Origin of the sequence: Lentibacillus sp. CBA3610, assembly GCF_013373365.1 — a bacterium.
Classification (GTDB): Bacteria; Bacillota; Bacilli; order Bacillales; family Amphibacillaceae; genus Lentibacillus.
On record NZ_CP035925.1, the window covers coordinates 597,001 to 622,593 of the forward strand.

General features: G+C 43.5%; 30 protein-coding genes and 1 riboswitch. Of the genes, 20 read left to right on the forward strand and 10 right to left on the reverse strand.

The genetic code is table 11. From position 1 onward, the window contains the following. The first annotated feature begins 26 nt into the window (after positions 1–26). Positions 27–917, forward strand: coding sequence for an RpnC/YadD family protein (locus Len3610_RS03055; RefSeq protein ID WP_176446661.1), 891 nt, complete (start codon positions 27–29; stop codon positions 915–917). Positions 918–1,007: 90 nt separating this feature from the next. On the opposite strand, the gene Len3610_RS03060 is transcribed toward Len3610_RS03055, so the two are convergent. Further along, a complete protein-coding gene (locus Len3610_RS03060) occupies positions 1,008–1,304 on the reverse strand; it encodes a hypothetical protein (protein WP_176446662.1) in 297 nt (98 codons plus the stop codon). A gap of 178 nt (positions 1,305–1,482) precedes the next feature. Between Len3610_RS03060 and Len3610_RS03065 the strand changes: the two genes are divergently transcribed. The 4 genes from Len3610_RS03065 (at position 1,483) to Len3610_RS03075 (ending at position 3,869) form a co-directional block, all read left to right on the forward strand. Further along, a complete protein-coding gene (locus Len3610_RS03065) occupies positions 1,483–2,676 on the forward strand; it encodes a DUF4317 domain-containing protein (RefSeq protein WP_176446663.1) in 1,194 nt (397 codons plus the stop codon). 143 nt (positions 2,677–2,819) lie between these two features. Next, positions 2,820–3,029 (forward strand): virulence RhuM family protein, encoded by a 210-nt coding sequence (locus tag Len3610_RS20520; protein ID WP_255259763.1) that lies wholly within the window; start codon positions 2,820–2,822, stop codon positions 3,027–3,029. Then, entirely contained in the window at positions 2,996–3,244 is a 249-nt protein-coding gene (gene rhuM, locus Len3610_RS20525; protein WP_255259764.1) for a RhuM family protein, read from the forward strand. The genes Len3610_RS20520 and rhuM overlap by 34 nt, the downstream gene beginning before the upstream one ends. Before the next feature lie 175 nt (positions 3,245–3,419). Beyond that, on the forward strand, positions 3,420–3,869 hold the full coding sequence (locus tag Len3610_RS03075; protein ID WP_176446664.1) for a PTS sugar transporter subunit IIA: 450 nt from the start codon (positions 3,420–3,422) through the stop codon (positions 3,867–3,869). A gap of 42 nt (positions 3,870–3,911) precedes the next feature. Here the strand turns inward: Len3610_RS03075 and Len3610_RS03080 are convergent, their stop codons facing one another. The 7 genes from Len3610_RS03080 to Len3610_RS03110 form a co-directional block, all read right to left on the reverse strand. Continuing rightward, on the reverse strand, positions 3,912–4,283 hold the full coding sequence (locus Len3610_RS03080) for a DUF1360 domain-containing protein (RefSeq protein ID WP_176446665.1): 372 nt from the start codon (positions 4,281–4,283) through the stop codon (positions 3,912–3,914). 282 nt (positions 4,284–4,565) lie between these two features. Beyond that, entirely contained in the window at positions 4,566–4,940 is a 375-nt protein-coding gene (locus Len3610_RS03085; RefSeq protein ID WP_176446666.1) for a zinc-binding dehydrogenase, read from the reverse strand. 239 nt (positions 4,941–5,179) lie between these two features. Then, entirely contained in the window at positions 5,180–5,353 is a 174-nt protein-coding gene (locus Len3610_RS03090) for a hypothetical protein (RefSeq protein WP_176446667.1), read from the reverse strand. Continuing rightward, positions 5,343–6,269 carry a transposase gene (locus Len3610_RS03095; RefSeq protein ID WP_176446668.1) on the reverse strand — a complete coding sequence of 309 codons (927 nt, stop codon included), beginning with the start codon at positions 6,267–6,269 and terminating at the stop codon, positions 5,343–5,345. Before Len3610_RS03095 ends, Len3610_RS03090 begins: the two co-directional genes overlap by 11 nt. Before the next feature lie 13 nt (positions 6,270–6,282). Further along, complete coding sequence (locus Len3610_RS03100; protein WP_176446669.1) at positions 6,283–6,873, reverse strand: transposase; 591 nt, start codon at positions 6,871–6,873, stop codon at positions 6,283–6,285. 257 nt (positions 6,874–7,130) lie between these two features. Continuing rightward, the gene (locus Len3610_RS03105; protein WP_176446670.1) at positions 7,131–7,943 is read right to left on the reverse strand and encodes a zinc-dependent alcohol dehydrogenase; all 813 of its coding nucleotides are present in this window, start codon (positions 7,941–7,943) and stop codon (positions 7,131–7,133) included. Between the two features lie 2 nt (positions 7,944–7,945). Beyond that, entirely contained in the window at positions 7,946–9,064 is a 1,119-nt protein-coding gene (locus tag Len3610_RS03110) for an MBL fold metallo-hydrolase (RefSeq protein ID WP_176446671.1), read from the reverse strand. A 144-nt stretch (positions 9,065–9,208) separates the two neighbouring features. Here Len3610_RS03110 and Len3610_RS03115 point away from each other — a divergent pair, with 144 nt between their 5' ends. The 15 genes from Len3610_RS03115 (at position 9,209) to Len3610_RS03180 (ending at position 23,347) form a co-directional block, all read left to right on the forward strand. Continuing rightward, entirely contained in the window at positions 9,209–10,126 is a 918-nt protein-coding gene (locus Len3610_RS03115; protein WP_176446672.1) for a LysR family transcriptional regulator, read from the forward strand. Positions 10,127–10,369: 243 nt separating this feature from the next. Continuing rightward, the gene (locus Len3610_RS03120) at positions 10,370–11,137 is read left to right on the forward strand and encodes a polysaccharide deacetylase family protein (protein WP_176446673.1); all 768 of its coding nucleotides are present in this window, start codon (positions 10,370–10,372) and stop codon (positions 11,135–11,137) included. A 149-nt stretch (positions 11,138–11,286) separates the two neighbouring features. Next, positions 11,287–11,383, forward strand: a riboswitch (TPP riboswitch). A 249-nt stretch (positions 11,384–11,632) separates the two neighbouring features. After that, positions 11,633–13,057, forward strand: a complete 1,425-nt coding sequence (locus Len3610_RS03125) for a sodium:solute symporter family protein (RefSeq protein WP_176446674.1) — start codon at positions 11,633–11,635, stop codon at positions 13,055–13,057. 170 nt (positions 13,058–13,227) lie between these two features. Next, positions 13,228–13,593, forward strand: coding sequence for a CidA/LrgA family protein (locus Len3610_RS03130; RefSeq protein WP_176449532.1), 366 nt, complete (start codon positions 13,228–13,230; stop codon positions 13,591–13,593). After that, positions 13,586–14,275 carry an LrgB family protein gene (locus tag Len3610_RS03135; RefSeq protein ID WP_176446675.1) on the forward strand — a complete coding sequence of 230 codons (690 nt, stop codon included), beginning with the start codon at positions 13,586–13,588 and terminating at the stop codon, positions 14,273–14,275. The genes Len3610_RS03130 and Len3610_RS03135 overlap by 8 nt, the downstream gene beginning before the upstream one ends. Positions 14,276–14,398: 123 nt before the next feature. Further along, the gene (gene sspO / locus Len3610_RS03140) at positions 14,399–14,539 is read left to right on the forward strand and encodes a small acid-soluble spore protein SspO (RefSeq protein WP_176446676.1); all 141 of its coding nucleotides are present in this window, start codon (positions 14,399–14,401) and stop codon (positions 14,537–14,539) included. A 438-nt stretch (positions 14,540–14,977) separates the two neighbouring features. After that, the gene (locus Len3610_RS03145; RefSeq protein WP_176446677.1) at positions 14,978–15,322 is read left to right on the forward strand and encodes an SCP2 sterol-binding domain-containing protein; all 345 of its coding nucleotides are present in this window, start codon (positions 14,978–14,980) and stop codon (positions 15,320–15,322) included. A gap of 279 nt (positions 15,323–15,601) precedes the next feature. Continuing rightward, positions 15,602–15,871, forward strand: coding sequence for an acyl-CoA dehydrogenase family protein (locus tag Len3610_RS03150; RefSeq protein WP_176446678.1), 270 nt, complete (start codon positions 15,602–15,604; stop codon positions 15,869–15,871). 1,271 nt (positions 15,872–17,142) lie between these two features. Continuing rightward, positions 17,143–17,343 (forward strand): hypothetical protein, encoded by a 201-nt coding sequence (locus tag Len3610_RS20530; protein WP_255259765.1) that lies wholly within the window; start codon positions 17,143–17,145, stop codon positions 17,341–17,343. Between the two features lie 146 nt (positions 17,344–17,489). Then, on the forward strand, positions 17,490–17,921 hold the full coding sequence (locus tag Len3610_RS20535) for an acyl-CoA dehydrogenase family protein (protein ID WP_255259766.1): 432 nt from the start codon (positions 17,490–17,492) through the stop codon (positions 17,919–17,921). A gap of 198 nt (positions 17,922–18,119) precedes the next feature. Continuing rightward, a complete protein-coding gene (locus tag Len3610_RS03160) occupies positions 18,120–18,917 on the forward strand; it encodes an enoyl-CoA hydratase/isomerase family protein (RefSeq protein ID WP_176446679.1) in 798 nt (265 codons plus the stop codon). 80 nt (positions 18,918–18,997) lie between these two features. Further along, positions 18,998–19,840: an SDR family NAD(P)-dependent oxidoreductase gene (locus Len3610_RS03165; protein ID WP_176446680.1), complete on the forward strand. Its 843-nt coding sequence runs from the start codon at positions 18,998–19,000 to the stop codon at positions 19,838–19,840. An 18-nt stretch (positions 19,841–19,858) separates the two neighbouring features. Then, the gene (locus Len3610_RS03170; protein WP_176446681.1) at positions 19,859–20,989 is read left to right on the forward strand and encodes a thiolase family protein; all 1,131 of its coding nucleotides are present in this window, start codon (positions 19,859–19,861) and stop codon (positions 20,987–20,989) included. A 63-nt stretch (positions 20,990–21,052) separates the two neighbouring features. Then, positions 21,053–21,403 carry an SCP2 sterol-binding domain-containing protein gene (locus Len3610_RS03175; RefSeq protein ID WP_176446682.1) on the forward strand — a complete coding sequence of 117 codons (351 nt, stop codon included), beginning with the start codon at positions 21,053–21,055 and terminating at the stop codon, positions 21,401–21,403. A 93-nt stretch (positions 21,404–21,496) separates the two neighbouring features. Then, positions 21,497–23,347, forward strand: a complete 1,851-nt coding sequence (locus Len3610_RS03180; RefSeq protein ID WP_176446683.1) for an AMP-dependent synthetase/ligase — start codon at positions 21,497–21,499, stop codon at positions 23,345–23,347. A gap of 185 nt (positions 23,348–23,532) precedes the next feature. On the opposite strand, the gene Len3610_RS03185 is transcribed toward Len3610_RS03180, so the two are convergent. Together Len3610_RS03185 and Len3610_RS03190 are read right to left on the reverse strand one after the other, a co-directional pair. Next, entirely contained in the window at positions 23,533–24,666 is a 1,134-nt protein-coding gene (locus Len3610_RS03185; protein ID WP_176446684.1) for a response regulator transcription factor, read from the reverse strand. A gap of 30 nt (positions 24,667–24,696) precedes the next feature. Next, positions 24,697–25,044 (reverse strand): hypothetical protein, encoded by a 348-nt coding sequence (locus Len3610_RS03190; protein WP_176446685.1) that lies wholly within the window; start codon positions 25,042–25,044, stop codon positions 24,697–24,699. Positions 25,045–25,593: the final 549 nt, after the last annotated feature.

The following is a 25,593-nucleotide window of genomic DNA, read 5'->3' on the forward strand; positions in this document are numbered from 1 at the left end:
CATAAAACCACAAAGGAAGTGCACAAATGCCCCAATTAGCACTGGTTAAGGAAAGGTCTTCCTCAGACTATATCCATCATGACCAACTATTCAAAGATTTAATTCATACCTTTTTCGAGGAGTTCCTCGATGCGTTCTTTCCGGAAGTGCATGATATGATTGATTTTCATGCTGTCAAGCCATTATCGGAAGAATTTTTTACCGACTTGATGGAAGGAGATACCCGCAGACTTGATATTGTTGTAGAAACCACTCTGAAAGAAACTGAAGCCGTTATCATTATTCATGTAGAACCCCAAAGTACGAAGCAGACTAATTTCCATGAGCGCATGTATCAGTATTTTAGTTTGCTGTATCACAAATATCGCAAGCCGATTATTCCAATAGCGGTATTCAGTTATAATGAAAACTGGGAAAAGAAACAGTATACCATGACATTTCCTTTTTTAAATGTACTGACATTTAACTATTTAACACTGCATTTGCGAAAAAAGAACTGGCGGGAATTTATAAAGTCTAATAATCCTGCGGCAGCAGCGTTAATAAGCAAAATGGGCTACACGGATGATGAAAAGGTTCAAGTGAAAAAAGAATTCCTCAGGATGCTTGTGGAAATGGAGTTGAACCCCGCAAAACAGCGATTGGTATACGGGTTTTTCGAAAAGTATTTAATATTAAATGAAACGGAGGAAATACAATTGAACGATGAAATCAAACGTATGGATGAAGCGGACAAAATTATGGAAATCCCGATTTCGTATGAAGAGAAGGGGAAAGAAAAGGGAAAAGAAATAGGGAAAGCGGAAGAAAAAAAAGAAGTAGCTTTCAAAATGCTGAATAAAGGATCATCGATTGATTTTATCGCAGAAGTAACTGGGTTAGATCATGAAGAAATTGAGGCATTGAAAGAAAGATGAATCGCATGGAATTTAGATAAGATTACCCCGGCCGGTTCGAAAACAAGTGAGTACCGGCCTCCAGCAGTCACTGCCAGAGACCATTCACCATCATTCCATATCCGAATAGCCTTTAAACATGTCCATTTCTTTTTCAAGGGTATTTTTCATTTTCTCGCCGCATTTCTTGGTGCAGACTGCAAATAAACCGTCTTGTCCATGTTTTTTGGCTTCAGAATCAGCTGTTGTCACAATCATTGGAACGCTTGTCTGCCTTGAATTCAAGTAAACCTGAACAATTTCACCTTCCTTGTCAGAGTAGTCAATCCACTCATTAAACTTAACATTAATGGCGTGTAATGGCTCGTTGTCGCCGATTTTCTTCATACACCATGCACATCTGAACATTTGAAGGTCTCCTTCCGTATCAAAACGTCATTATGAATTACTATTATTTTATGATGTGTCAGCGTATTTTTCAAATCTCTTCTTAACCCCCCAAGCAAACCATCCATCTTCTATGATAGAATAAGAGAATGTGCGCACGAAAAACGCACCCGACTATCACACTGGGAGTGGAACAACATTGGATAAAAATGATATTGCCAATATCCGTAAACAATTCAAGGTGGATAATGATTTATTGACCATACATGATATTTTCAATGTATACATCATGAAAGAATCGAGCGAGATTTATCACCACCAGAGTATGCCGTTTGAAATGCTGGAACAGGAGCAGCAGGAATTATTCATGGAAAATTTTAAAAAAGTGCTCACAGGCCAATTGGATGAAAAGTTATTTGAGTTAAAGTTTCAGCGTGATGTAGACAACAACAGTCAGCTCATTCTCCATCAGGCCCTCTTAAGCAATGATACAGAAGAATGGAAAGCGCAAATGCTTCAGCTTGTGGAAAAAATGCTGAAGGACAAGCAATACGAAATGGATATTGTCGTCACGTTTATTCGCGGTGAATATATGAAGCCGATGAAAAACATGAGCGAAGAGTCAGAAGAAAGCGAGCGCGACACCGTTTATTCCCATCCGTTTCTGTTATGCAGTGTGAACAAAACACAGGATCCGAAAAAAGAATTGCTGTTTGATTATGTTGAAAAGGAATTTAAGTATAATATCGTCGTCGATCCGATTATCAATTTGAAAGCACCAATGTCAGGTTTTTTATTTCCATCGATCACGGATAATGCTTCAGACGTCAACCATATCCTGTATGCAGCAGGGAAGAAGAATGAACCGGATTATCATTTTATCGAAAATGTCTTAAATGCGGAAGAAATCATGACGGCTGCACAGGACAAATTGGTTTTTGAGGAAATTGTAAAAAATGTTGCTGGTGATCAGGCAATCAATACGTCCACACTTTCGAACGTATACAACGAGATTCATCAGGTTGCGGAAGAAAATGAAGGGGACGATCGGCCGACATTGGACGTTAAAGATGTCGAGAACGTTTTATCAAGCAGTGGAATTGAAGATGTCAACACGGAAAAGGTGGCGTCTGCTTTTAAAACGGTCATTGATGACGAAACATATGAATTTAAAGCAAACAACGTTGTCCCGAAATATGATTCAAAATCTATTAAAATTGAGACGAAAATCGCGAATATATCGATTAGCCCGCAAGATTTAAGCCATGTACGCCAGGTTCATTTAAATGGCAAACGTTTCTTAATGATGGAAGTGGAAGAAAATACGGTTATCGAGGGCTTTGAAATGATTCCAGAAGCATTGTTTCAAAAAGCGCCTGAGGAAGATGAATGATACGGTGAAGCGGCTGGGAAACTATGATAAACTTGTTGGCCCATATGAGAACAAACGTTTGCATTCAGGTTATTTTTATAGTACAATAATTAATAGGATAATCATTCAAGAGTAAGCGCATTTAGGACGGTGGAGGGATGGAAATGACTAATGAAACAGACATCCTGATTTACCAAACCGAAGACGACAACACAAAAATCGATGTCAGACTGGAGAATGAAACGGTCTGGATGACGCAAAAGGCAATTGCGGAATTGTATCAATCAACAAAGCAGAATGCAAGTCTTCTTCACATTAAAAATATTTTGAAGAAGGTGAGTTGGAAGAAGAATCAGTTGTCAAGTTTTACTTGACGACTGCAAAAGACGGGAAATCATATAAAACCAAACACTACAACCACGAAATGATTATCGCAATCGGCTACCGCGTTCGTTCCCATCGTGGTACACAATTTCGACAGTGGGCAACTGAGCGCCTAAACGAATATCTTGTAAAAGGATTCACAATGGATGATGACCGTCTGAAAGAGATGCGAAACTTTGGTGAGGATTATGTCGCTGAGGTCTGATCCGGTGCAGGAAGAACGACCACGCTGTTTGGGATTCCACTTATCACGCTATATACACTAAATGTTTTATCGTATATTATGAAAGTATAAATCATCATTTGGCACGATTTCTATCTAATTAGGTTATTTGCCCGAAAGCAGTGTATCACCAAAATGTGGCTAAGGGGAGATAAAGATGGACAAGTCTGAAATCGAGGTCATGAAGCTGGACATATCGACTGACAAAGAAGCACTGAAGTATATGGGTGATTTCCTGGTGTTTCAGGGAATTGCGAAGAAAAATTTTCCGGAAAAAGTCATGGAACGGGAGATGGCGTTGCCTACCGGGTTGCCGGTGCATCCCTATGGTGTTGCCGTTCCGCATACAGATTCGGAATATGCTATCAAGCGTCAACTGCTGGTTGCTCCGCTGAAGAATCCTGTTGTTTTCGCGCAAATGGGAGACCCTGATCAACACGTGAAGGTCTCTTTTGTCTTTATGCTGGCAGCCCCGGAGTCCAGTGAACATCTAACATTGATACAGAATTTGTTCACTTGCTTTGAGGATGACAGGTTCAATCAGGGACTGGCCAGTTGGGACGGAAAGAAGTCTTCATTGAAACAGCTCATTCAAAGACATGGATAGGTAAATAAAGGGGCAGGCGTCCGATGGAAGGGGCCTGTCCCTTTATTTCAGTTCTTTTGTTTCCTCAGCATACAACGCCGTACGTTTGATATTCACGCCGACAAATGATTCAAGTATCGCCTGACCGCCGGCAATGGCCAGGATAAAGATCACATATTGGGCGATATTGGGAATCCACAGATATATCAAACAAAGAAATATGGCACTCCATATGCCAGCACACCAGTAACAGGTCAACAGATAGCCGATATTCGATTTGGGTACCGTTTTCGTTTCATCTTTTGAAACTTTCTTTTTTGTTAAAAAGGGTTTGCGGATAAATTCAGTTATTTTATCGAATACAATTAGGTGGGTCAGCCGGTAGCTGGCAAGTATCAGCATGATTAACGCCATCCAGGTTAATTCCAGTTCCATAAGAAATATCCTTCCGAGTTTTTCCCTTAGTTTTACCTTATTTAATTATCTTAAACAGAGAGTCTGACCCTGAGTCTGCACAAATAGAAAGATACGGCTTTTCTCTACAATCTGAATAGCACCTCTTTTGTAGTTTGAGGAATTTTATGGAGCCGAAGATGACAGACTGCTTGTATAATCCAATGGTAGATAATGATAATGGCTGTGTCATTAATAATTGCAAAAATCGAATATGTCAACTATTCGTGACAATGACTTGCCGCGGCTAGTTGGCACTGGTAGTTAAATATGAAATAGTGTTTTAATCGATTTATAACTCGCACGGTCTACGTTGGCTACTATTGCTTCCCTATACTCGTGTAATGAATATTCATGCGTAACCAGCTGTTCAAGTGGATAGTCCTGATGCTGTTGGATTAAATTGAATAGCAGTTCTTGTGTGGATATTGTTACTCCTTGCCAATACTCCTTCTTGGAATATGCATGTGTACCTAATACGGAAAGCTCGTTAGCCCATACAAAGGACCAATCTAAATTTTTAATTTCTCCTGCACAGCCCACCAGTGTCACTTTCCCACGTTCGCGTGCCAGTCTAAGGCTATCATCAAGGCTCTCTTTACTACCAATACAGTCATAGATGCTGTCAAATCCTCCCATAAAAACATCTCTTCCAATAGTAGGTTTATGTTTTGAAGTTTCGGGCATTTTTAACACGGTATCTTCTAGGAGTCTTGGACAAAAGTTTTCTTTAAAAAAACGCCCGGGTTTTCATTTTGGCTTGTTTAATGTAAGAATTAGAGGACATTTAAAAAAGGCACACCAAATAAGCTTCACTATGTTATTTTTTAATTTCTGAGCGAAAACGTTATTCACCTCCTCTCATTAAGTCTGCTTTATTAGCCGGTATCCTTGTATAATTGTTCCTTCTGGTGGACGGTTTCATGATACGACGGACTGTTAAAGTAGACTTTCACGATTTTCCGGATATTGTGCATGACGCAGTGCAATTTGAATTCACGTGAAGCATTGTCCATCCCACGTCCATGCATCTGTTTCCACTCATCCTGCACTTGAATGTTGCCCCATACAGGTCCGGGACGCTTTTCTCTGTTTCAGAATTTTCTTTACCTTTCTCACTGTCAGCCTTCGCTTTCGCTTCTTCCCTGATAGGGTCATTTTCCATATCCCTTTCTTATTTTCCGAATACCGTCTTTTGCCTTTCGTACAGTGCGGGCTAGCGGGCAGGACTGGCAGGCTTCTTTTATTGCTGTATTCTCCAATCTTTCCTGATTTCTTTGTTTTCTGCCGTGAAAGCATCTGGCCCTCTGGGCATGTGTAGGTATCACTCTGTGCATCATACGCAAACTTATCCTTGGCATACGGGGATTTCGCTACGGCGTACGAGGCATAAAAGTCCGTCCCTTTCCTTCTCATGAAAGCAATATTATTGGCTGAGAAAAAACCGGCATCGGCGCCGGCTTGTATGTCTTTTAACGAGCCGCACATTTTTTCCGCATGTTCCAACGTTGGTTGTAACCCAAGTTGATCGGAAGCATTGTTGCTTGTATGTGCACCAAGGATAATATGCGCTTTGACATCAACCCAGGCGAGATGGTTGTAACATTGCTGCACACCATGGTGTTTCGTAAGCATGATACTTGAATCTGGATCTGTAAAATTGATTTGTTTTCCTGGTGGGATCTTTTTATTCCCATTTTCCTCTTGCCACTTTTGCTCCAGTGTTGTTTTTGCCTGTTCCATCGTGTGAATTTGATCCTGTGTAAATGCGACGTCGTTCAAGACATCCACTGTCAGTTCAAATGATTCCGCTGGCACATCATTTAAAACAGGGCAACTGGATTTTAACACTTCTTCATCGTAACCATGCTTCGTTTCGGTTTCCTCTACCTCTGAATCGAGGTTGAATACCTGCTGTTCCTTTTGTTGTAATTCTGATTGATGCTGTTTCCGCAAAAGACGCTGCACTTGCTCCGCCTGTTCATGTATACAAGCCTTTCAGCTTATGGTCCGGCATCTGCTCCACTTCATCTATGTATGGTTTAATAACGTCATATAATGCTTCCATATCGTTTGTTTGGCGATCGATTTTCTTTGTCAGGTGCTCATAACTCATCGCTTTGTGCTTCGAGGCATTGGCTTTGACTTTTGTACCATCAATATGCATGCGTTGTCGGCCAATCAGGGACAACCCTTCACAGATTCCAATGACTTGAATGAAAAGGCGGTCCACTTCAGCCAAAAGAGCATCTATCGTTCGTTCTACTGTTTTATAACTTGGCATACGCATGCCGGATAATATCCACTGTGCGCCAATACTGTCCTCGGCAAACCGACAGATCTTCTGAGCTGCATAATGTCCATGGTACATGGCGTAAAAAATAACAGCCGTTACGATACGGCGGGTGTAAGGTGGCGCCCCCATTCGTAAGCGTTCATAGTAGGTCAGATCCAACTCCTCTGCCAAGTACGAAAAGAACCGGGCAGCATGTGGCTTATGTTCAATCTTGTCCTGTAATAATTCCTGGAAAAGAACAATCTGATTAGGGGCATCAGGGTTTCGTTGTGCCATTTAATCTCTCCTCGTTTTTGAGATTCCAACGAAGAGTGGCTAAACTGTGGCGTTTTTAAACAAAATAAGGTACAATGAAATCAAAGCACTCTTCGTTGGTTTGTTTTTCTCTCAAAAAACATTGTACCATTAAAAGAGTGCTTTTTCTATGGTTAAAACCTTATAAACCCTGCATTGAAAGGGTATTAGGCGATTTCATCCAAAGCATATTTAAAGCAATTTTAATCAATTATCGAATATACATTATTTTACATAAATTACGGCATACTTCTGTCCAAGGCTCCTAGGTCTTCCCGGCTAATTAACCCTTCATTGACACCGAGTTTTAATCCCATTTCCTTCTGGTACGACAGCAGACTCAACTGTGTAATGTGACAGTCTATTTCAAGCAGGCGGATGGCCGCAATGACAGAATAAGCAATCATACCGCCACCTATTACTAGCACGTGCTCGCCGTTTTTTGGCGGCTGGCGAAGTACTGCATGTAAGCCAACGCTTAATGGTTCGGACATAGCTGCCACCTTGTCGGATACCGTATCCGAAATGGGGATGGCCATGGATTCGTGAATGACTAGTGACTCACCCCATCCGCCGGGGAGATCTTTACAAAATCCAAGAATCATCCCGGGGCCCAATTTAGCTGAACCGGCTTTATATCGACATAAGCTATGCATTCCCTGTCTGCATGCTGGGCAAAGGGTTTTTCGTCCGCGAACTTCACAATTGATATAGGGATCAATCGTAATCCGCTGCCCAACTTCTACCTTTCTTACATCACCCCCAACTTCAGTCACCAAGCCTACCACTTCATGCCCTAAAACAGACGGGAATGAGTTAAATGGGGTGAGTGATGGAGAAGTTTTATAGAATATTGCACCCATATCTGACCCACAAACACCAGATAAAATCGGCTTTATTTTCACCCAGTTATCGTTTGGCAGTTCCGGTTCTTCAACATCCCTTAGTGATAGCGCGGAAGGCTTCCCATAATATAAGGAAGGGAAGTGTTTGCCAAGTGCTTTTGCGGTAATGTATTTCGGAATAGTAAAATCATAAACGATTGCTTTCATGTTTAATCTCCATCTTCCGGCCTTTTAATCGTACCAAATGCTACCTTTTTGTGCATAAAAGAGGGTTTGGTTCCAATTGAAAAAATACTGGGAGTCAGCTCCGAGCTTGGAAAAAACTGTGGAATCTTCGGGTTTTTCCGGTTTGGGTCAGCCATAAGTTTTTCTTGCACCAGGGAATTGTATTGCCGTGATGTATTCTCAAGCGTGTTGCCGTTTATAACGATGTCAAATTTGGTATGTTTGGCATAATGCTTTAAACCGGGTATGCCACTTTCTTCCGGTACAAGACATTCGGCCGCAATCGCGTTTTCACTGCTCACCCATATGCCTGTATCTGTGTTGACTACGAGTGAGTGATTACCTTGTGTATGTCCGGGGGTATACATAAGAGCCACACCAGGGCCCAGCAGTACATCCCCATTTGTAAATAAAATTCGATCCATCGGGATATCTTCATATGTTTCAGGCTGATACCATATTTTTTGTAATGGATGGAGACATGGCAGGATGTCCCATTCTTTTTGTTGGACGATAAGCTTTGCGTTCGGAAAATAAGCTTCAAGGGGCTTATTTGGACTTAAATCCTGCTGGGCTTTGGTCGTACCTAACCAACGACGAATATCCTGGGTGTGGAGATGATCGAATGTGATAAAATCTACGTCTTCCGGTTTGAGAGCAACTTCATTTAAATAACCCTCCACCGTTCCATACCTTTTGGTTAAGACGCTTTTGCTCAAAAAGTCGCCATATTTTTCAATTAAAGCGGAATAGAAAGGCGTTCCTTCATCTAATTCCGTTTCAGATGGTTCATTCAATAATGTCCAGGTACGTCCCTGTGCCTCCCATTGGACAATAAACATTCTATTGGTAAACCATATAAAAGGTGCCGGACTCCTTCCCGCGCGCCAAAGCCCATATTTTTTAGGGTAAGGTATTTTAATCAGGTCAAATGATTGAAATGCCGACGCCTTACCGGTTGCTTTAAACCATTCTTTAAAATCTGGTACAGTCTCTTTAATTTTTTGCAATTGTCTGCCCGGGTTGTGGTCCTTATGGGCTTCTTCAAAATGCGTTATTTGCTGAAAAATGGTCTGTTCTTCAAGACTTTCCGTTATTTTCATGATATCCCCTCCTTGTTGATGATGCAGTATGTAAGCAGATTTTTTCAGAAGTTTCTAATTACATTATACAAATCATTTTCTTTCATGTATATTTAATTATAATGATGCTTCGTTAAGTATTATTAATGGAAAGAAGGTGTCTATATGAAAATTGAACAGTTGGAATACATCGTTGAGGTAGCAAAATTGGGTTCACTATCACTTACTTCCCGGAAGCTGCATATTACACAGTCAGCTATAAGTCAAGCGATTACGAGTTTAGAAGAAGAATTAGGCGTGAAAATATTTAAACGTTCACGACTTGGTACTACTCCTACAGATAGAGGTAACAAGATCATCAAAAAGGCGTTAGAAACATTGGAAAAGCTAGAAGAACTAAGAATGGAGACCGATATGAACCTTAACTTAGTGGACGGTAAATTAAGAGTAGGAACAATTCCGAGTCCATTGATGTATCTGCCTAAAACCTTATCGGCGTTTAAAAAAGATTATCCAAATATGCGCATTGAGATTTCAGAAAAAGCATCACAGGATATTGTGGAAAATATTAAACAAGATCAGCTCGACATTGGACTTATTGGTCTAAGTATGGAAGGGGAGGAAATGAGAGACCAAAATATTGCTTTTGAAGTAGTGCTTCGAGGACAGATGATCGTGGCTGCAAGTATAAATTCGCCTTTAGCTTTCGCCAGCGCTGTTACACCACAGGAAATTCGGAGGCACCCACTTGTTATATATAATGATGATCGGATGTGGGAGTTTGTTAACAATCTTACGGCTCGATTTGGCCCAGTAGATGTTTTGTTTTCAACAAACAATCAAGATGCAATCCGTAATGCTGTCATAGAAAATTTGGCTATAACAATAGCTCCGGATTATACCGTTATAAGTGATTCCAATGTTGTAAATGGAAAGGTTGTTCCGGTCGAAATTTCTAATCTTGAGCAGAATTATCCGGGAATGGCTTTGGTTTGGTCAAAAACAAAACGTAATACAACCATTATAAGAAATTTTGTTTCAAGGCTGACGTTAGATATGATCGAGCTAAAGAATCATTCATAAAATTTGCTGCTAAAGATAGTGGAGCCATCAAAAGGATTCCCAGTTGAGCTTTATTGTATACATGGCCAAATTTAGAGAGAATTTGTCTGAGAACGAAACATTACAAACAAAAACAGTTTTTTAGCAATTTCAGTAATGATGATTCTTATATGACAGTCCTATCCGCTTGTGTCACTACCAGTCCTCATTCTTCATATAGTAAAAGATATGGGTGAATATGAAGAAAAGGAGGTTGGTTCGAATATGTATAATCGTTATGGCAATTCCTGGTGGCATTGGAATGATCCCTATAGGCAGATGACGCAAAGCCAGCCAGAGGGAGGACCAGAAAGTATTGGCAGAGAGCCTGATCCAGTTGCGAATTCAATCTTGCAGCGTGAATACCCCAACATTGTTGTTTTAAGAGGTTCACTTGAGGAAAATAAAGTAGCTTTAACGTTTGATGATGGTCCGGATACCCGCTTTACACCACAAGTGCTGGATGTTCTGAATCAATATCAAGTCAACGCTACTTTTTTCCTGATGGGTGCCAGAGCGGCTGAATATCCTGATATTGTGCAGAGAGCTAATGCTGAAGGACATGCGATCGGAAATCATACGTATTGGCACCCCAATTTAACTGAAGAAAGTCTGGGAAGAGTTCAATGGGAAGTAACGTCAACAGAGGAAACGCTTGAACAAATTCTGGGTTTCCGTCCCAGATTATTCCGGCCACCTTATGGCAGTTTAAACCGGGAAATTGTCGAATTGCTGGGACAGATGGGCAACACGGTGGTTCTCTGGAACGTTGATTCCATGGATTGGAGGCAATTGGGCGCTGATGTCATTGCCGACAATGTTTTAGCAAATACCATGCCGGGCTCCATCATACTCATGCATGATGGCGGTGATTGGACAATGGATTTATCAGGTACCGTGAATGCTTTACATGAAATTATTCCCCGTTTACAGCAACAAGGAATAGAATTTGTGACAATTCCTGAATTAATCAATATCAGTGAAGCAAAGTGATAACATCAGCTAATCAAGCCAAAATCGATTTACTGGAAGTAGAGAGTCGGTTTTGGTTATGTATTTGGTGGCCGGAAAACGCAACAGAGAATTCCTTTTATTTTCCAATAACTTCAATATCATGCTATACTCGACGATAGAATTAAATAATAGCTTACTAGGGGAGCTGCGGCTGAGAGGGGAAAACCCTGACCCTTGGAACCTGATACAGTTAATGCTGGCGCAGGGAAGTGACTTCATTGATGATTCTATTTGCATAGATCAATCATGATCACTCCGTGGGGTGGTCTTTTTTTATTTGGTTCTGATCATACAGAGCTGAAGTTTAAAGATTCTGTGTTAACTGCTTTGGATAAAGGTCGTGTTGAAATTATAAGAAGGGTCTTTTAGAAGCATTTTAAGAAAAATTCCGTTTAGTAATTCTGTTAAGTATTCTTATTCCAGGATTGTTGTTAGATTGGACGATATTCGAATTTTATAGAGGTGAGTCATGATATGTTTAGTGGAGAAGAACGGGTTTTATTAGCAGTCATTGTCTTAGTTTACTTTATTTTTCTGTTTGTACTGGCTTTGTACATGAATCGGAAAACGAAAACATATGAAGATTATAATGTTGCCGGCAGATCAGTTTCACTTTTCCCCATCATTTTAACATTTATCGGAACAGGTGTCGGCGGATCAACATTATTGGGTTATATGGAGAATGGTTACATATTAGGGATGGGGGAGCAGTGGATCAATATCACGATGCTTTTTTCCGTCATTATTTTTGCATTATTTCTGCTCAAGCAGATCAGACGCCTGGGGGAAAATCATAACATGGTCACGGTGGGTGACTATACGTCCTTGCGTTATGGTAAACAAGCTCGTATTCCGACTGTCATTAGTTTTTTATTTTCATATTGTGCCATGACCGGTATGCAGTTTGTTGCGATTGCCACGATACTGAATTTGACTATCGGGTTAAATATGACGTTAGGTATTTTTATCGGTTGGGCATTGTTAACATTAAAAACTTATTTTGGCGGATTGAAGGCTGTTATTTGGCAAGATGTTATTCACGGGACAATTCAAACATTGGGCATCATCCTCTTGTTTATAACAATACTTATAGCCGCTGGAGGCTGGGATGAAATTTCCGGATTTGCCAGTTCTGTTAATCAGGAAAATATGATGAGCATTATGAATATTGAAACAAGTGAAATTCTCGTCTATCTTTTGACGTTGGGCGTTTATCAATTTATCAGACAAGATCTTTGGCAGCGTGTTTGGGCAGCTAAAAATGTCAAGACAGCGAGGAATGGCTATTGGATTTCCATGATCATTGCTATTTTAACAGCTGCGTTTGTTGTTGCAATCGGTGTAATCAGTCGATATGGTTTAAGGTTGGAAAATATTGATCCGGCACTCATTTATTATGGCGTTATTGAAGATGTTTTTCCATTCTCTATCGTTGTTGTGATGCTTGTTGTGCTATTGGCAACCGTTATATCAAGTGCAGACTCCTTCTTTATAGCAGGTTCATCCTCTATCGTAAATGATATGATCAGACCGAACGTTAAACAGTTTGATAATCAAAAAATGTTGTTTTATAGTAAAATTTCCGTTTTGATCGTATCAGTTGTTGCACTTGTGGCAGCCCTGACAATTCCGGAATTGGTTAACTTGATGGTAACTGGTACTGCGATGTCGGTCTCAGGTCTATTGGCGCCCGTCATGTTTGGTTTGTTTTGGAAAAGCGTGACGAATGCCGCTGGTGTTGCCTCAATGTGGGGAGGTCTCGTTACAGCCGTCATTTGGCAGGTTTTAGGCCATCCGTTTGGTTTACATCCTATTTTTATCGGTTTACCGTTATCAATCGCAATACTGCTGATTGTAACGTTTTTCACAAAACAGAATGACCAAAACGAAACGGTATAGATGGAGACGAAAGTAAAATAAGGTCAATACTCAGGCGGAAATTGGGGCTTCGGATAATCATGCGGAAACCTCAATAAAGGTCACTGAGAATCCGGATTTTTTGCTATACTGGATGGCATGTAAGTATATGTATGGAAGGAAAAATGAGGTGACCCTGATTGGTGAATGCTATGAAAATAGCCCTTCATATCGGAGTGCTATATGTCATTTATATAATGGGAACGTGGGTCCAGCGGGTATTTGACCTGTTTATTCCGGGAAGTGTCATTGGTCTGATTCTTCTGTTTATCCTGCTGATGACAGGTATCATTAAAGCTCCTTGGGTGGAGAATGGCGCACGTTTTTTCATCAAGCATCTGGCATTGTTTTTCATTCCGGCAACGGTTGGTGTTATCAATTATCTGGATTTGTTTTCAGGGGAAGGCTTATTGCTGGTCGTCATTGGTCTTGTAAGTACACTGATGGTGATGGTATCTGCGGGGCATGTGAGCCAGTTACTGATCGAGCGTAAAGAAAGGAGTCACAGTCATGAATAACCTTATCATCGGCTTAGCGGCAGTGATTGGGACGATTGTCTGCTATTTCATTGGGCTGAAGGTTTACCAGCAATGGCGCTACACGTTCATGGCTCCTGTCATTATTGCGACAGTGATACTGGTTTTCAGTTTGCTCTTCTTTCAAATCCCGTATGAGACTTACATGATTGGCGGGGGCTGGATCAATCATCTTCTCGGACCCGCCGTAGTCGCCTTGGCGTACCCTTTGTATGTGCATCGGGATACGCTGAAGCAGCTGACCTTCCCTATTCTGACAGGAACCGTTATCGGTGCAGTAATAGGCATCTCCAGTGGCATCCTGCTAAGCAAATGGGGAGGTGTGAGTGAGGAAATCATCTATTCGCTTATCCCAAAAAATGCAACGACCCCAGTTGCAATGGAAGTGGCATCCGAAATGGGAGGAATCGAGTCTTTGGCTGCTGTGTTTGTTATGATTGCAGGCATTGGCGGTTCTATGCTCAGTTCGATTGTTCTTAAATTTACCCGTGTCCATCATTATATCGGGACCGGTGTCGGTATCGGAAGTGCGAGTCATGCTATCGGGACGGCCATTGCCATGGAGCGTGATTCGTTGGAGGGTTCGGTGAGTACCATCGCCATGGTAGTGAGTGCAATTGCGGTATCGGTGATGGCGCCATTGTTTGCTGGATGGTGGATCTAGGCGCTTTTATCCGAAAAATGTAAGGAGAATTAATACGATATCGAGTACAGAAACATTTTGGAAACAAGCACATGTTGTTAAATAGCCTCCATTTAGGTCAAACTATGCGCGGAGGTGTTTGAAATGGCAAATGATAAAAAGAAAACGAATGATGAACAGGCGGTGCGGAAGAATCTCACGAGACAATATGATCATGAATTTGCCAATGAGCCGTTAACTGAAATGGAAAAGGCAAACAACAAGAAAACGAAAAAGCGGCAGTAAAACATGTAGAGGAGTGGTTTCAGCCATTCCTCTTTTTTGCAACGTCAGAAAGTATAACATTTTAGATGAAGACTTCAATCTTGAAATCGGCTAGTTCGCCGATTTCTTCCAATCTGACTTCCGGCCTCTGACCTCTGAAAAGACGAGGTTAGGCCTGGTCTTTTCTGAATTTTTACTATACCCCCTTAAAATCACGGGATAGCCAAATCACCACAAATGGTGTTTAATAAAAAGTGCTATAGAGAGTGAAATGAAACTCTCTTTTTTTGTTGCTGTATTAGTATAATTTTCCAAACACGGACAATGTTCGGAATCGATATTAGCGGCCGCGGTAAATACCCGACATAATACGGATTGTTTCATCCAGAGTGAGGACATATGCTGTATGTAAGTAGTCTTCACAACTCTGATTCATGAAAATTTAAAGGAGGAAAACAAATGGCAGATGTAAAAAATGTTTTCAAGGAGATCGATAAGGCACTGCAAGCCGATCCGAGCCTTACCAAAGGGGTTGAAGCGGTATATGAATTTCAGCTTGATGGTGATGAGTCGACCAAATATCAGCTCATATTGAAGGGGAAAAACAGCAAGACAGCAGAAGGGGCGGAGGAATCATCCGATTGCACGCTTCATATGAGTTCAGACGACTTTGAAAAGATGGCCCGCGGCGAACTTAACGGAACTCAGGCATTCATGAGCGGACGTCTGAAGATTAAGGGGAACATGGGCCTTGCTTTGAAATTACAGGATATACTCGCATCGTATAATAAACAGAAGAGCTAGTCCGGACTGGAAATGGCAAGAGAAACGGGCGCGTCTGGCATGAGGCTATATCGGTGCGCCCGATCTTGATAAGGGAAAATCAGCCACAATTTTATTCAGTTTCGTCACGTAAGTTGGAAATTTTTTTAAAAGCCCAGAAAGTAAACATTTCAGATGAGGAATCTTGAAATCGGCTAGTTCGCCGATTTCGTCCAATCTGACTACCGGCCTCTGACCTTTGAAAAGACGAGGATAGGCCTGAGTTTTTCATGAGATTTGTCTGCTAAAGGAGGTACATATGTGATTTCATTTCATCCAACTGAAGAAGAAACAGAATTTTCGGCTGTTGCCGGTAGACTGGCAAGGGAAAAAATTCGGCCGGAAGCAAATACCAGCGAGGCCAACAGGGAAGTTGAACCGCCAATCATTCAGGAAGTAGCTGAACTGGGATTTTTAGCTCTTGAATTACCTGAAGATTGGATGGTTGGAACTCCCGCTCATTTCTCAGGTGCAGATGATGTCCGCATTAAGCGGCGGACCTTGGCATCGTCCAGGCTGCCGGAGCGGTGATGTAGCGTCATTTATCCTTAAACCTGAACACCCATAATAGAGAATTATAAAACTGTAGACCGAATTTGAAAACGCAGCATTTCGAGATCCCGCCCCGGATAATCCATGGACGGCTGGACAATGCGTCGCAGGCAGACCGGGATATATGTCCTGCACGGAACATCACCCCCTGGCCCGTTGCCACGTATTTTGTAGCAGCCGGATTGACAACGAGATGGACCGTTGGGCCCTGGGCTCTGGCTTGTAAATACAGATAATTGGCAAGTTGAGGAAGATGGACGTCAGGCTTGTTTTTTGGCATCAGGCGTCGGCCGGATTTGACATTTGATCATATACGTTTGTTCAGAAAGAACCATGTTGCTCGGGTCAGGAAGCGGCAGACTGGAATCGTGACGCCCGTACTCGGATTATTCTGCTTCAGCAAGCAAAAGGAAGTTCGGCTCATGCAAACGCACTCGATTATGCTACAGCCTATACCCCCGAGGAAAAGCCTTTGACCAGAGATTGCCAAATTCCAGGGTGTTTCGTTCCGTATTCCCAAATGGCGATCGAAAAACGTATTGCGACCATCTTGTCTGAAGCAGCTGTAAAGGCTGATGAGTAGCGGCCGAGGCTCCGTTTAGCCTAAAGAGCATTGTACCGGGGGCGCACCGGTCTGTCCGCTATGTGACCGGATTCACTGTTCAGCTTTCCTGGAGGTCACGGTTTGTTCAGGAAGTACCCTCCAGGAAAAAATTGGATGCTGATGCCCAGGCGCAAAAACAGCCTGTTATGGCCGGAAAGAATTGTTAATACATCCGCCGCGGCGAACAGATTCTGACCGGGAAAAGGGAGTGTGTCACATCATGATCGACTAACTTATCCGAACAGCAAAATCAGATCAGGGAAAATGACACATTGTTTGCTGCAAATGAAATCCGACCGATCGCCATGGAGGCTGACAAAACTGGAAAGGTTCCTGGACGATTGGCTTGAAAAAGATAAATAAAATGGCATTACATTTGAACACCATCATCGTTCGGCGGTGGCGGCGGAAGTTCTAAAAACAGCAAAAAAAGTAAAAAGAAACGTGGAAGGGGAACCGATGGGCGTTTTAGCTACCGAGGAAATGGCCTGGGCGACCCTGCAGTACAATCTTTACCGGCCGGTCTTGGTGGCCCACCCGTCCATCAGGCGCACGCCGGAGCAAAAGGAGCGGTTTTATCCAATTTCACGCCGGATAAAGCCCGCTGGGGCGCAATATGCCCTGACTGAACCCGAAGCAGGGTCTGATGCGTCAGCGGTTCGGACAACGGCTGAGAAAGTGGATGGCGTATGTGCTGAATGGTCAGAAAATATTATCACGAATGGTGCGCGCGCATCTTGTGTCGGTTGGTTTCGCCCACACGGTGGATGCATCGGTTCGGAAAAGCCGGACAGGGCCATTTGTCGTGGAAAAAGGCAACACCCCGATTTACAGCACCGAACTGTGAAAAAAATGGGCCTCCGCGCCAACGAACGGCGGAACTCGTGTTTGGAGAATTTGCTTCGTCCCGCAGGAAAATCTGCTTGGCGGTGGAAAGAACTCTAAGAAATCAAGGCGGATCCAAACCATCCGGGCTTCGGTCGCGATGAAAACGTGACAGCACGCGTCCATCGTTCTGCATGGCCATCGGGTATAGCCCGGGCCGCCTATGAATATACATGTGATATCGTCCGGACGGAATACCCGAAAAGTGGCCGTTTTTTCCATATGGCTTCGGAAATTTTGGCTGAAGCGGAACAGGATATCACAGCGGCTCGGTTGTTGACGTGGGAGGCGGCATGGAAGGCAGATGCCGGTCAGGAAAATGCCAAGGAAGCGGCTATGTGTAAAGCGTATGCCGGACAGATGGCATTGGATGTCTGCTCAAAATGCTTGGAACTTCTCGGTCCGATCGGATTGGACGGACATATCGTTGAAAAGTTATACCGTGATGTGAAAGTGTTCGATATTTTTGAAGGGACGAATGAGGTTCAGCACCTTGTCACAGCACGCCGGCAATATGCACCATACGGCGTCAGGGTATAAAGAATTGGCTTTCAGGCGCACGGTTGCCGAATGTTACCGTACCGACTGCATGTGGCTGAATATAACAAAAGTGTTCTGCCGGAAGCATCCGATCGATTATAAAAGCTTTCCGATATCAATCGGCAACCGACTGATCCGGATACTGAGCCACAACAAAATTCCCCATTATAACTGAACAAAAAGAAGAGGTGAGACAACATGCCCTATGAAACGATAGCAATCGAAAAACGAAATAAAGGCATTGCCTGGCTGACGATTGATAATCCGCCGGCAAATGCCATCAATGAAACACTTATGCAGGATTTGGAAGCAGCAGCGGATGAGCTGACAGCGGACAAATCGGTTCGTGTCGTTGTAATCGCTTCAAATCATAAAAAAACGTTTGTTGCCGGCTTGGATTTAAAAAATGCCATGTCACCGAGCACTGATCATGGCGATGACGACAATATGATAGCCAAGGAAAGTGCCCGGATGCAGGCGTGTTTTCAAAAATTTGCCGAAATGCCAAAACCGGTCATCGCGGCTATTAACGGTTATGCGCTTGGCGGTGGTTGTGAGCTGGCACTTGCATGTGATTTTCGCATCATGGGCAAAGGAAAAATCGGTCTGACGGAAGTGTCACTCGGACTTATTCCAGGTGCGGGTGGCACTCAACGCATGACCAAGCTCCTGGGCCGTGCGAAAGCGGTGGAATTGATTTTTGGCGCCAAACGACTGAAAGCCGAGGAAGCAGAGGCGGTGGGGCTTATCCACCGGCAAGTTGATCCGGAAAATATGGAGGCGAATACAACGGCGTTTGCCGAGGAGCTGGCGGAAGGGGCCGTCCATGCGATGGGGCTGGCCAAACGGGCGATCAATGCGGCAGAAGGCTCACTGGCAGAAGGACTTGAAATTGAAGCCAATGCTTTTAGTGAGACGTTCGAAACCGACGAACCGGGAATTGGTCTGGCCGCCTTTTTTCAAAAAGAAAAACCGAAATTTTTGAATGATTCATAACGGCTGACGTATGTCAGAGTGACAACAGCAATCGTCATCGGTTACTAGAAACATAGTCTTTACAAAAAAGGTGGGATAAGATGTCTTCATGGAATGACTTATTGGAAGGAAAAGTGGCTGTCGTGACCGGGGCTTCCCGGGGCATTGGCCGCCAGGATGCACTAACGCTTGCCGAAGCTGGAGCGGATGTCGTGATTACCGATATTTTAATCGAATCAGATGAAGAAAATGAACAGGCGGCGGAAAAATACGGACCGATTGCTCAAGTGATGCAAAGTACGGATGTGATGTATGCGGAAAAAACGGCCAAAGAGATTCAGGATATGGGTCGTCGGTCATTTGCGATAAAAATGGATGTGACCGACCGCGATCAGGTGCGTGACGTATTTGCTAAAGTGATTAAGGAATTCGGCAAGATTGATATTCTTATCAACAATGCCGGAACACTTGACCACGTGTCGCAACTGGAAAATCAGAACGATGAATTCTGGGACCGGGACCTGAACGTCAACCTGAGCGGCACTTACAATTGTACAAAGGCGGTCTGGCCGTACATGAAAGAACAGGGTGACGGGCGGATTATCAATATGTCGTCGGTCGCCGGAACATTGGGCGGTTTTGGCCAGGCGAGCTATTCAGCGACAAAAGGCGGTATTCTCAGTTTCACAAAAAGTATGGCGCTGGAAGGTGCACGGCACGGAATTAATGTCAATGCGATTGTACCGGGCATCATCGGGACGGAAGCTTTCAACATGGGTAACGCCAAAATGAATGAGCGGATGAAGGAGCGAACGGCTTTTAAGCAACCGGGCGAGCCCGAAGATATTGCCAATGCGATTACGTTTCTCGTATCCGACAAGGCCAAGTACATTACCGGTGTCGGCCTTAACGTCACGGGTGGTATCGAATTATTTACTTTTTAGAAGAAAGGAGGAACAACGATGTCTGAAGTCGTTATAGTTGATGCGGTACGGACAGCAACAGGAAAACGGAAAGGCGCTTTTGCGGGTACGCATCCAGTTGATATACTGACACCGGTTTTGAAAGCGCTTGTTGAACGAAACAACATTGAGCCGGAAGCCATTGAAGATGTTGTAACAGGTAATGTAACGATGACTGACGAACAGGGTGGAAATATTGGGCGAATGGCCGTTCTTGGAGCCGGTTTTCCTGTAGAAGTCCCTGCATTTTCCCTGAACCGGATGTGCGGATCCAGTCAGCAGGCGCTCCATAATGCTTCACAGGCGATACTTGCGGGTGACATGGATATTGCGATTGCCTGCGGGGTGGAAAATATGACGCGGGTGCCGATGGGAAGTGACATGGGCAGTTTCAGCGATGATGTAGTGGATCGCTACAACATTGTGCCTCAGGGATTCTCTGCGGAAATGATTGCCGATAAATGGAATCTTGAACGCGAAGAGCTGGATGCGTTTTCTTTGGAAAGCCACCAACGTGCAGCTGAAGCAGCTGATAATGGCAGGTTCGACAGGGAAATTTTACCCGTTACCATAAACGATGAAACATTCCAGCATGATGAAGGGATACGCCGGAATACATCCATGGAAAAACTGGCAGGCCTTACACCTTCTTTTCAGCCGGATGATGGGGTGGTTACCGCGGGCAATTCCAGTCAGATGAGCGACGGGTCAGCAGGGCTTCTCCTCATGTCCCGGGAAAAAGCGGAGGAACTGGGAGTAAAGCCGCGTGCCCGGGTAACTGCCCGAAGCGTTGTCGGTGAAGATCCGGTTATGATGCTCACTGGGGTTATTCCGGCCACGCGGAAAGTACTTAAAAAAGCAGGACTGAAGCTGGATGATATCGACAGCATCGAAATCAATGAAGCTTTTGCCTCAGTCGTAAAAGCATGGGAAAAAGAGCTTGAACCTGACATGGCAAAAGTGAACCCACGTGGCGGGGCAATTGCGCTCGGACACCCGCTTGGCGCGAGCGGAGCACGACTTACGACCACCTTGCTCCACGGATTGGAAGATACCGGCGGCAAGTACGGGCTGCAAGTTATGTGCATCGGCTTTGGAATGGCGACAGCAACGATTATCGAATGCCTGTAGCACCGGGCAGCCGTACGCTTTGGAAATGAATCAAGCAGTTTTTAAAATGTAGGAGGGATTTTCATGGCGGATGTTGTTAAGCCCAATTCAGTTGAAGTGTTTGAGATGATTGATGCAGCGCTCAAGTATGGTCCATCAGCAACGGAGGGGAAGGAGGGTGTGTATCAGTTCAATTTGCAGGGAGATGACCGCGGCACATTTCAGATAATCATCGATGAAGAGGGTCCGCGTGCGGTTGAAGGGGCGAAAGCAGATCCGCAGTGCACGCTGGAAATTAGTACGGATGATTTCCGTAATATGGTTGGCGGTACCTTGAATCCGACATCAGCCTTTATGGGCGGCAAACTTAAAATTAAAGGCAACATGGGGCTGGTGCTGAAACTGCAGACGGTGCTTAATTCGTTTTCGTTTTAGGATTGAGAACTAAAAAGGAGGAAAGCACCAATGAAAAATGAAAGGCTGGGGATAAGCGAATGATGAGATATGAACGATTCGGGAGGTTTTCTGATGAAACCGAATAATCTTGTGGAAATGCTTCATCGGACGGTGGAGCGGTTTCCGGATAAAAATGTGTTTATGTGGAAGGAAAAGGGCACGTATCAGCACATGACGTACGTGGAATTTTGGGAAAAGATATTCTGTGCAGCATCAGGTTTGGCTCAGCTTGGAATTGGTATGGGCGATAAAGTGGCCATTATATCCAACAGCAACCCGATGTGGGGGACGACCGACTTTGCCGCGGCAAGCATCGGGGCGGTCAGTGTGCCGGTGTACCCAACGCTTCCGGCTGATCAGGTTGCCTATACACTGAAAAACGGCGATGTTCGGGTGGCGGTAGTTGAAGACAAAGAGCAGTATGAAAAAGTAAAGGCCGGCGATGCCGAGCTAGAAGCAATTGTTATGATGTATCCCGGTGAAAGTCAAGAAAGAGCGGAGGAGAACTTTTCATTTTCCGAACTGGAAGCCATGGGTAAAGAACATCCACTCGAGGATTGGGAAGATACATGGCGTGCATTCGGTCGCGATCAGCTGGCCACGATTATCCATACGTCCGGCACAACGGGAAATCCAAAAGGCGTTATGCTGACACACGGCAATTTTCTTTCCAACGTGGAAGCGGTACAGTTTTGGCTGATCGAGTTGCTGCCTGATGATTTAACTTTATCATACCTGCCGCTTTCCCACGTATTTGAACGGATGGCAGGTCATTATATGCCGTTGTCTGTCGGAACTACGATTGCTTACGCGGAAAGCATTAATACGATACAAGAAAACCTGGTTGAAGTCCGGCCGACAGTCTTAACAAGTGTCCCAAGGCTTTTTGAAAAAGTGTATGCCATGGTCTGGGATGAAATCAATCAGGGAACAGCGATAAAGCAAAAGATTTTCAAATGGGCGGTATCCGTCGGTGAAGAACGTTATGAGCATTACCTCAATGCAAGGACGGATGAAATGATCAAGCAAACCGCCATGCCGAAAGATTTATTCCGCAAATGGAAGTGGGCCGACCGCCTTGTATTTCAAAAGGTAAAGGAAAAACTTGGCGGCAGACTGCGCGGAATGGTATCCGGCGGTGGAACACTCAATCCTGAATTGGCACGGTTTTTCTGGGCGATTGATCTCCCGCTTCTGGAAGGATACGGTTTGACGGAGACTTCGCCGGTCGTTACAACCAATCCAATGACCCACGCCAAAGCCGGAACCGTCGGAAGAGTATTGCCCAACCTCGATGTCAAAACGGCTGATGACGGTGAAGTACTTGTCCGCGGGCCGAGTATTATGAAGGGCTATTACAAGAATCCGGAAGCAACAGAAAAGGATTTTGACGGGGACTGGTTCAAGACGGGCGACATCGGGCGTCTTGACGAGGAAGGCTATTTAAAAATCATTGACCGCAAAAAGCGTCTTCTTGTATTATCAACCGGAAAGAACGTTGCGCCGCAGCCGATTGAAAATGCAATCAGTGAGAGTATGTATATTAGTAATGCGGTTATATTCGGTGAAAAACAAAAATATGTGATCTGCCTTGTGAATCCGGATTTCGAAAACCTTATCCCCTGGGCCAAACGACAGGGAATTGAGACGGATTCAACTGAAGAAATCTGCCGTTATCATCATGTTAAAGAATTGATTGAACGTAGGGTGGAACAGCATAGCGAGGGGGTTGCCAGCTTTGAAAAACCGAAAAAGGTGGTCATTGCCGGTAAGGAATGGACGGTTGATGACGGGGAACTGACCCCGAAATTATCGCTCAGGCTGAATGTCATTAAAGAAAAGTACAGAGAGTTGATTGAAGAGACCTATGGTGAGGACTTTGTGGATGACCGAAAAGAGACTGTAACGGCCGGGGATGGATAAAACAACAGCAGAATCATTTCTCATTATTCATAATATCGTCGTTTGCGGCTTCTCGCTGGCAAAAAACAAGGAGCATGCGTCATCTGAACAGACGTGCTCCTTTGTGGTCCGTCAGACTTCCGGTCAAAACCATAAGGGGCATTGCCTTCTAAAACCAGCGATATTCGGCTATCAAAGGGTATTTCTTATATCATACCCTCCCGGATAGCCCTGGCAACTGCCTCTGTCCGGTTGCGAGCTTTCATTTTTTGCATAATGGCAGACACGTAATCGCGGACGGTATACTCGCTCAAATGGAGATTTTCGGCAGCTTCATTTGTTGATGCGCCCTCTGCCATTAGCTTGAGGACGTCAATTTCCCTTGGCGATAAGTGCACAGTATCTGTTTTTTGTTGTTCGATTTTATCCGATGTGTATTTGGACAACAATTCTCCGGCACTCTGCCCAAAACGGATTAAGGCAGAATAGGTTTCCTGCGCCAATTTGAATTGATTGTCCGGTCCTTGGTCAAGGATGGCCGCACCGAGCAATTTATTATCCGATGATGTGAATATCGGAGCAATCACAACCGTACGCAATTCAAATTGATTTACATATTGATCGGGAAAACCGATCGCTGCATCTTTGATGTAAATCGGCTGCAAATAACTCATATTCTTTCCGAAAAGGTTCAAAAAGTCCAGGTTATTTTGGATGATCGGCAGGTTGCTGATATCCTCGGTAATATTCTGGATCGCTTCATTATCGAGACGATGGCCGTAAAGCCCAAAACCCATCTGGTCATTCATTGAGTAGGAAAAAAGCGCACAGCGATCGAACGGTAAATAGTTAACAAACCCGGCCGTGATATTTTCGACAGCCTCCTGGTATGTCCGTGATCGCATAATCATTTCATTGAAGAGGATCACAGAATCTTTCCATTCCTGCTCCTGCCGTGCAACTTTCACCATATCATGTCCATCCTGAAAAAGCTGCAGTGCATACGTAATAAACGGTATGATGTGGGATGTGTCCTTGTTATCGATACATACGAGCAATGTCGAATCAGCATGGGGAATCGGAAGTACCTGATATTCCTTTCTGTTGTTCTGTTCCATCTGTCGTAAAAGCAGTTCGGATAATCCAAAAATTGTATTCGCTTTCAAAAAATCATTGCCAAGCAATAAGTCCTGATTCAGGTGGTTAAACCATTTTTCGATTGTAAAAGACTCACCTCTTTTAATGGCAATTGCTGTCCATTCAATCGGCAGCTGATTGGAAGATACGAGATCCTGTAAAAACGTATCGATGGTAAAATGATTATGATGCGGATGTGTCAAAATCCGCTCACCAATTTTGTCGAAAACGAACTAAATTGACTGATGGTCCGTATAAGATTTAGTGGTTGTCGTTTGGACGACTTTATGTACTGCATTTTCCAGCAAGGTAATAATCGATTGATTGATGTCAAGTGATACCACCGGCTGGGCAGGCGGTGAAGCCATTTTCCCATTGTTGAAATTGTCCTGAGGATGAAAGAAGTAGTCTGTAAAGAAATTGATGACTCGTTCCATATTTTTGATGGAATGTCTATTTGTTTTTTGCATGTGTGAAAGGAGTTCCTTCCACTCCCGCAAAACAGGTTTTTCATGTTTTTGAATCACGTGAAGGCCATGATTAAATACCGAATCCATTTGATGCGTCAGTGACAGCGTCATGACGAACACCTCTTTTTAAGGGTAGTTTTGTGATATATAGACAATCATTCAAATATACTGAGAAACTGCGAGAAGTCATATTTTGCTAATGTCCCGCATTAACGGTTAATATCCATTTCGACAAAAGGGTTAAAAGTCCTGCTTTGATTTTCTATCCGACAAATGAAGTGAATAAACCCTTTTATTCCGATTAAATTAATAAGAAGGTTGATAAATTTTAAGAAAATGAATGTATATTCATTCATGTGTGTATATTCATTATAATTTGTTTAGTAAGTAAATTCAATCCTAAAGTCAGGTTTTGTAAATGGAGTGTCCGGTCTAGGCGGGACTCGTATACTTTATGATTATTTCTTTTTCTCGGTGTTTATGATTTAAATGGGAAAAGTGGGTTATTTTAGACTAAGGGCATTTAGAGGTAAACGCCATTTCAATTCGACGACTTTTACCGGTAAGACGCTATATTGCATTTGGCGGATATTTAACTAAGCTGCCGGTATCTATCATACACATACAAATGTCGGGTTGACGGAAATATGACCTAAATAT

Bases quoted from the DNA above. Each gene is read 5' to 3' on its own strand.
- Len3610_RS03115 (WP_176446672.1), top strand. From the start codon at position 9,209: ATGAAAATTGAACAGTTGGAATACATCGTTGAGGTAGCAAAATTGGGT.
- Len3610_RS03170 (WP_176446681.1), top strand. From the start codon at position 19,859: ATGTCTGAAGTCGTTATAGTTGATGCGGTACGGACAGCAACAGGAAAA.
- Len3610_RS03165 (WP_176446680.1), top strand. From the start codon at position 18,998: ATGTCTTCATGGAATGACTTATTGGAAGGAAAAGTGGCTGTCGTGACC.
- Len3610_RS03055 (WP_176446661.1), top strand. From the start codon at position 27: ATGCCCCAATTAGCACTGGTTAAGGAAAGGTCTTCCTCAGACTATATC.
- Len3610_RS03075 (WP_176446664.1), top strand. From the start codon at position 3,420: ATGGACAAGTCTGAAATCGAGGTCATGAAGCTGGACATATCGACTGAC.
- Len3610_RS03160 (WP_176446679.1), top strand. From the start codon at position 18,120: ATGCCCTATGAAACGATAGCAATCGAAAAACGAAATAAAGGCATTGCC.
- Len3610_RS20520 (WP_255259763.1), top strand. From the start codon at position 2,820: ATGACTAATGAAACAGACATCCTGATTTACCAAACCGAAGACGACAAC.
- Len3610_RS03130 (WP_176449532.1), top strand. From the start codon at position 13,228: ATGAAAATAGCCCTTCATATCGGAGTGCTATATGTCATTTATATAATG.
- Len3610_RS03060 (WP_176446662.1), bottom strand. From the start codon at position 1,304: ATGTTCAGATGTGCATGGTGTATGAAGAAAATCGGCGACAACGAGCCA.
- Len3610_RS03145 (WP_176446677.1), top strand. From the start codon at position 14,978: ATGGCAGATGTAAAAAATGTTTTCAAGGAGATCGATAAGGCACTGCAA.
- Len3610_RS03120 (WP_176446673.1), top strand. From the start codon at position 10,370: ATGTATAATCGTTATGGCAATTCCTGGTGGCATTGGAATGATCCCTAT.
- Len3610_RS03180 (WP_176446683.1), top strand. From the start codon at position 21,497: ATGAAACCGAATAATCTTGTGGAAATGCTTCATCGGACGGTGGAGCGG.
- Len3610_RS03085 (WP_176446666.1), bottom strand. From the start codon at position 4,940: ATGGGAGGATTTGACAGCATCTATGACTGTATTGGTAGTAAAGAGAGC.
- Len3610_RS03125 (WP_176446674.1), top strand. From the start codon at position 11,633: ATGTTTAGTGGAGAAGAACGGGTTTTATTAGCAGTCATTGTCTTAGTT.
- Len3610_RS03135 (WP_176446675.1), top strand. From the start codon at position 13,586: ATGAATAACCTTATCATCGGCTTAGCGGCAGTGATTGGGACGATTGTC.
- Len3610_RS03190 (WP_176446685.1), bottom strand. From the start codon at position 25,044: ATGACGCTGTCACTGACGCATCAAATGGATTCGGTATTTAATCATGGC.
- Len3610_RS03175 (WP_176446682.1), top strand. From the start codon at position 21,053: ATGGCGGATGTTGTTAAGCCCAATTCAGTTGAAGTGTTTGAGATGATT.
- Len3610_RS20530 (WP_255259765.1), top strand. From the start codon at position 17,143: ATGCGTCAGCGGTTCGGACAACGGCTGAGAAAGTGGATGGCGTATGTG.
- Len3610_RS03105 (WP_176446670.1), bottom strand. From the start codon at position 7,943: ATGAAAGCAATCGTTTATGATTTTACTATTCCGAAATACATTACCGCA.
- Len3610_RS03080 (WP_176446665.1), bottom strand. From the start codon at position 4,283: ATGGAACTGGAATTAACCTGGATGGCGTTAATCATGCTGATACTTGCC.
- Len3610_RS03100 (WP_176446669.1), bottom strand. From the start codon at position 6,873: ATGGCACAACGAAACCCTGATGCCCCTAATCAGATTGTTCTTTTCCAG.
- sspO (WP_176446676.1), top strand. From the start codon at position 14,399: ATGGCAAATGATAAAAAGAAAACGAATGATGAACAGGCGGTGCGGAAG.
- Len3610_RS03110 (WP_176446671.1), bottom strand. From the start codon at position 9,064: ATGAAAATAACGGAAAGTCTTGAAGAACAGACCATTTTTCAGCAAATA.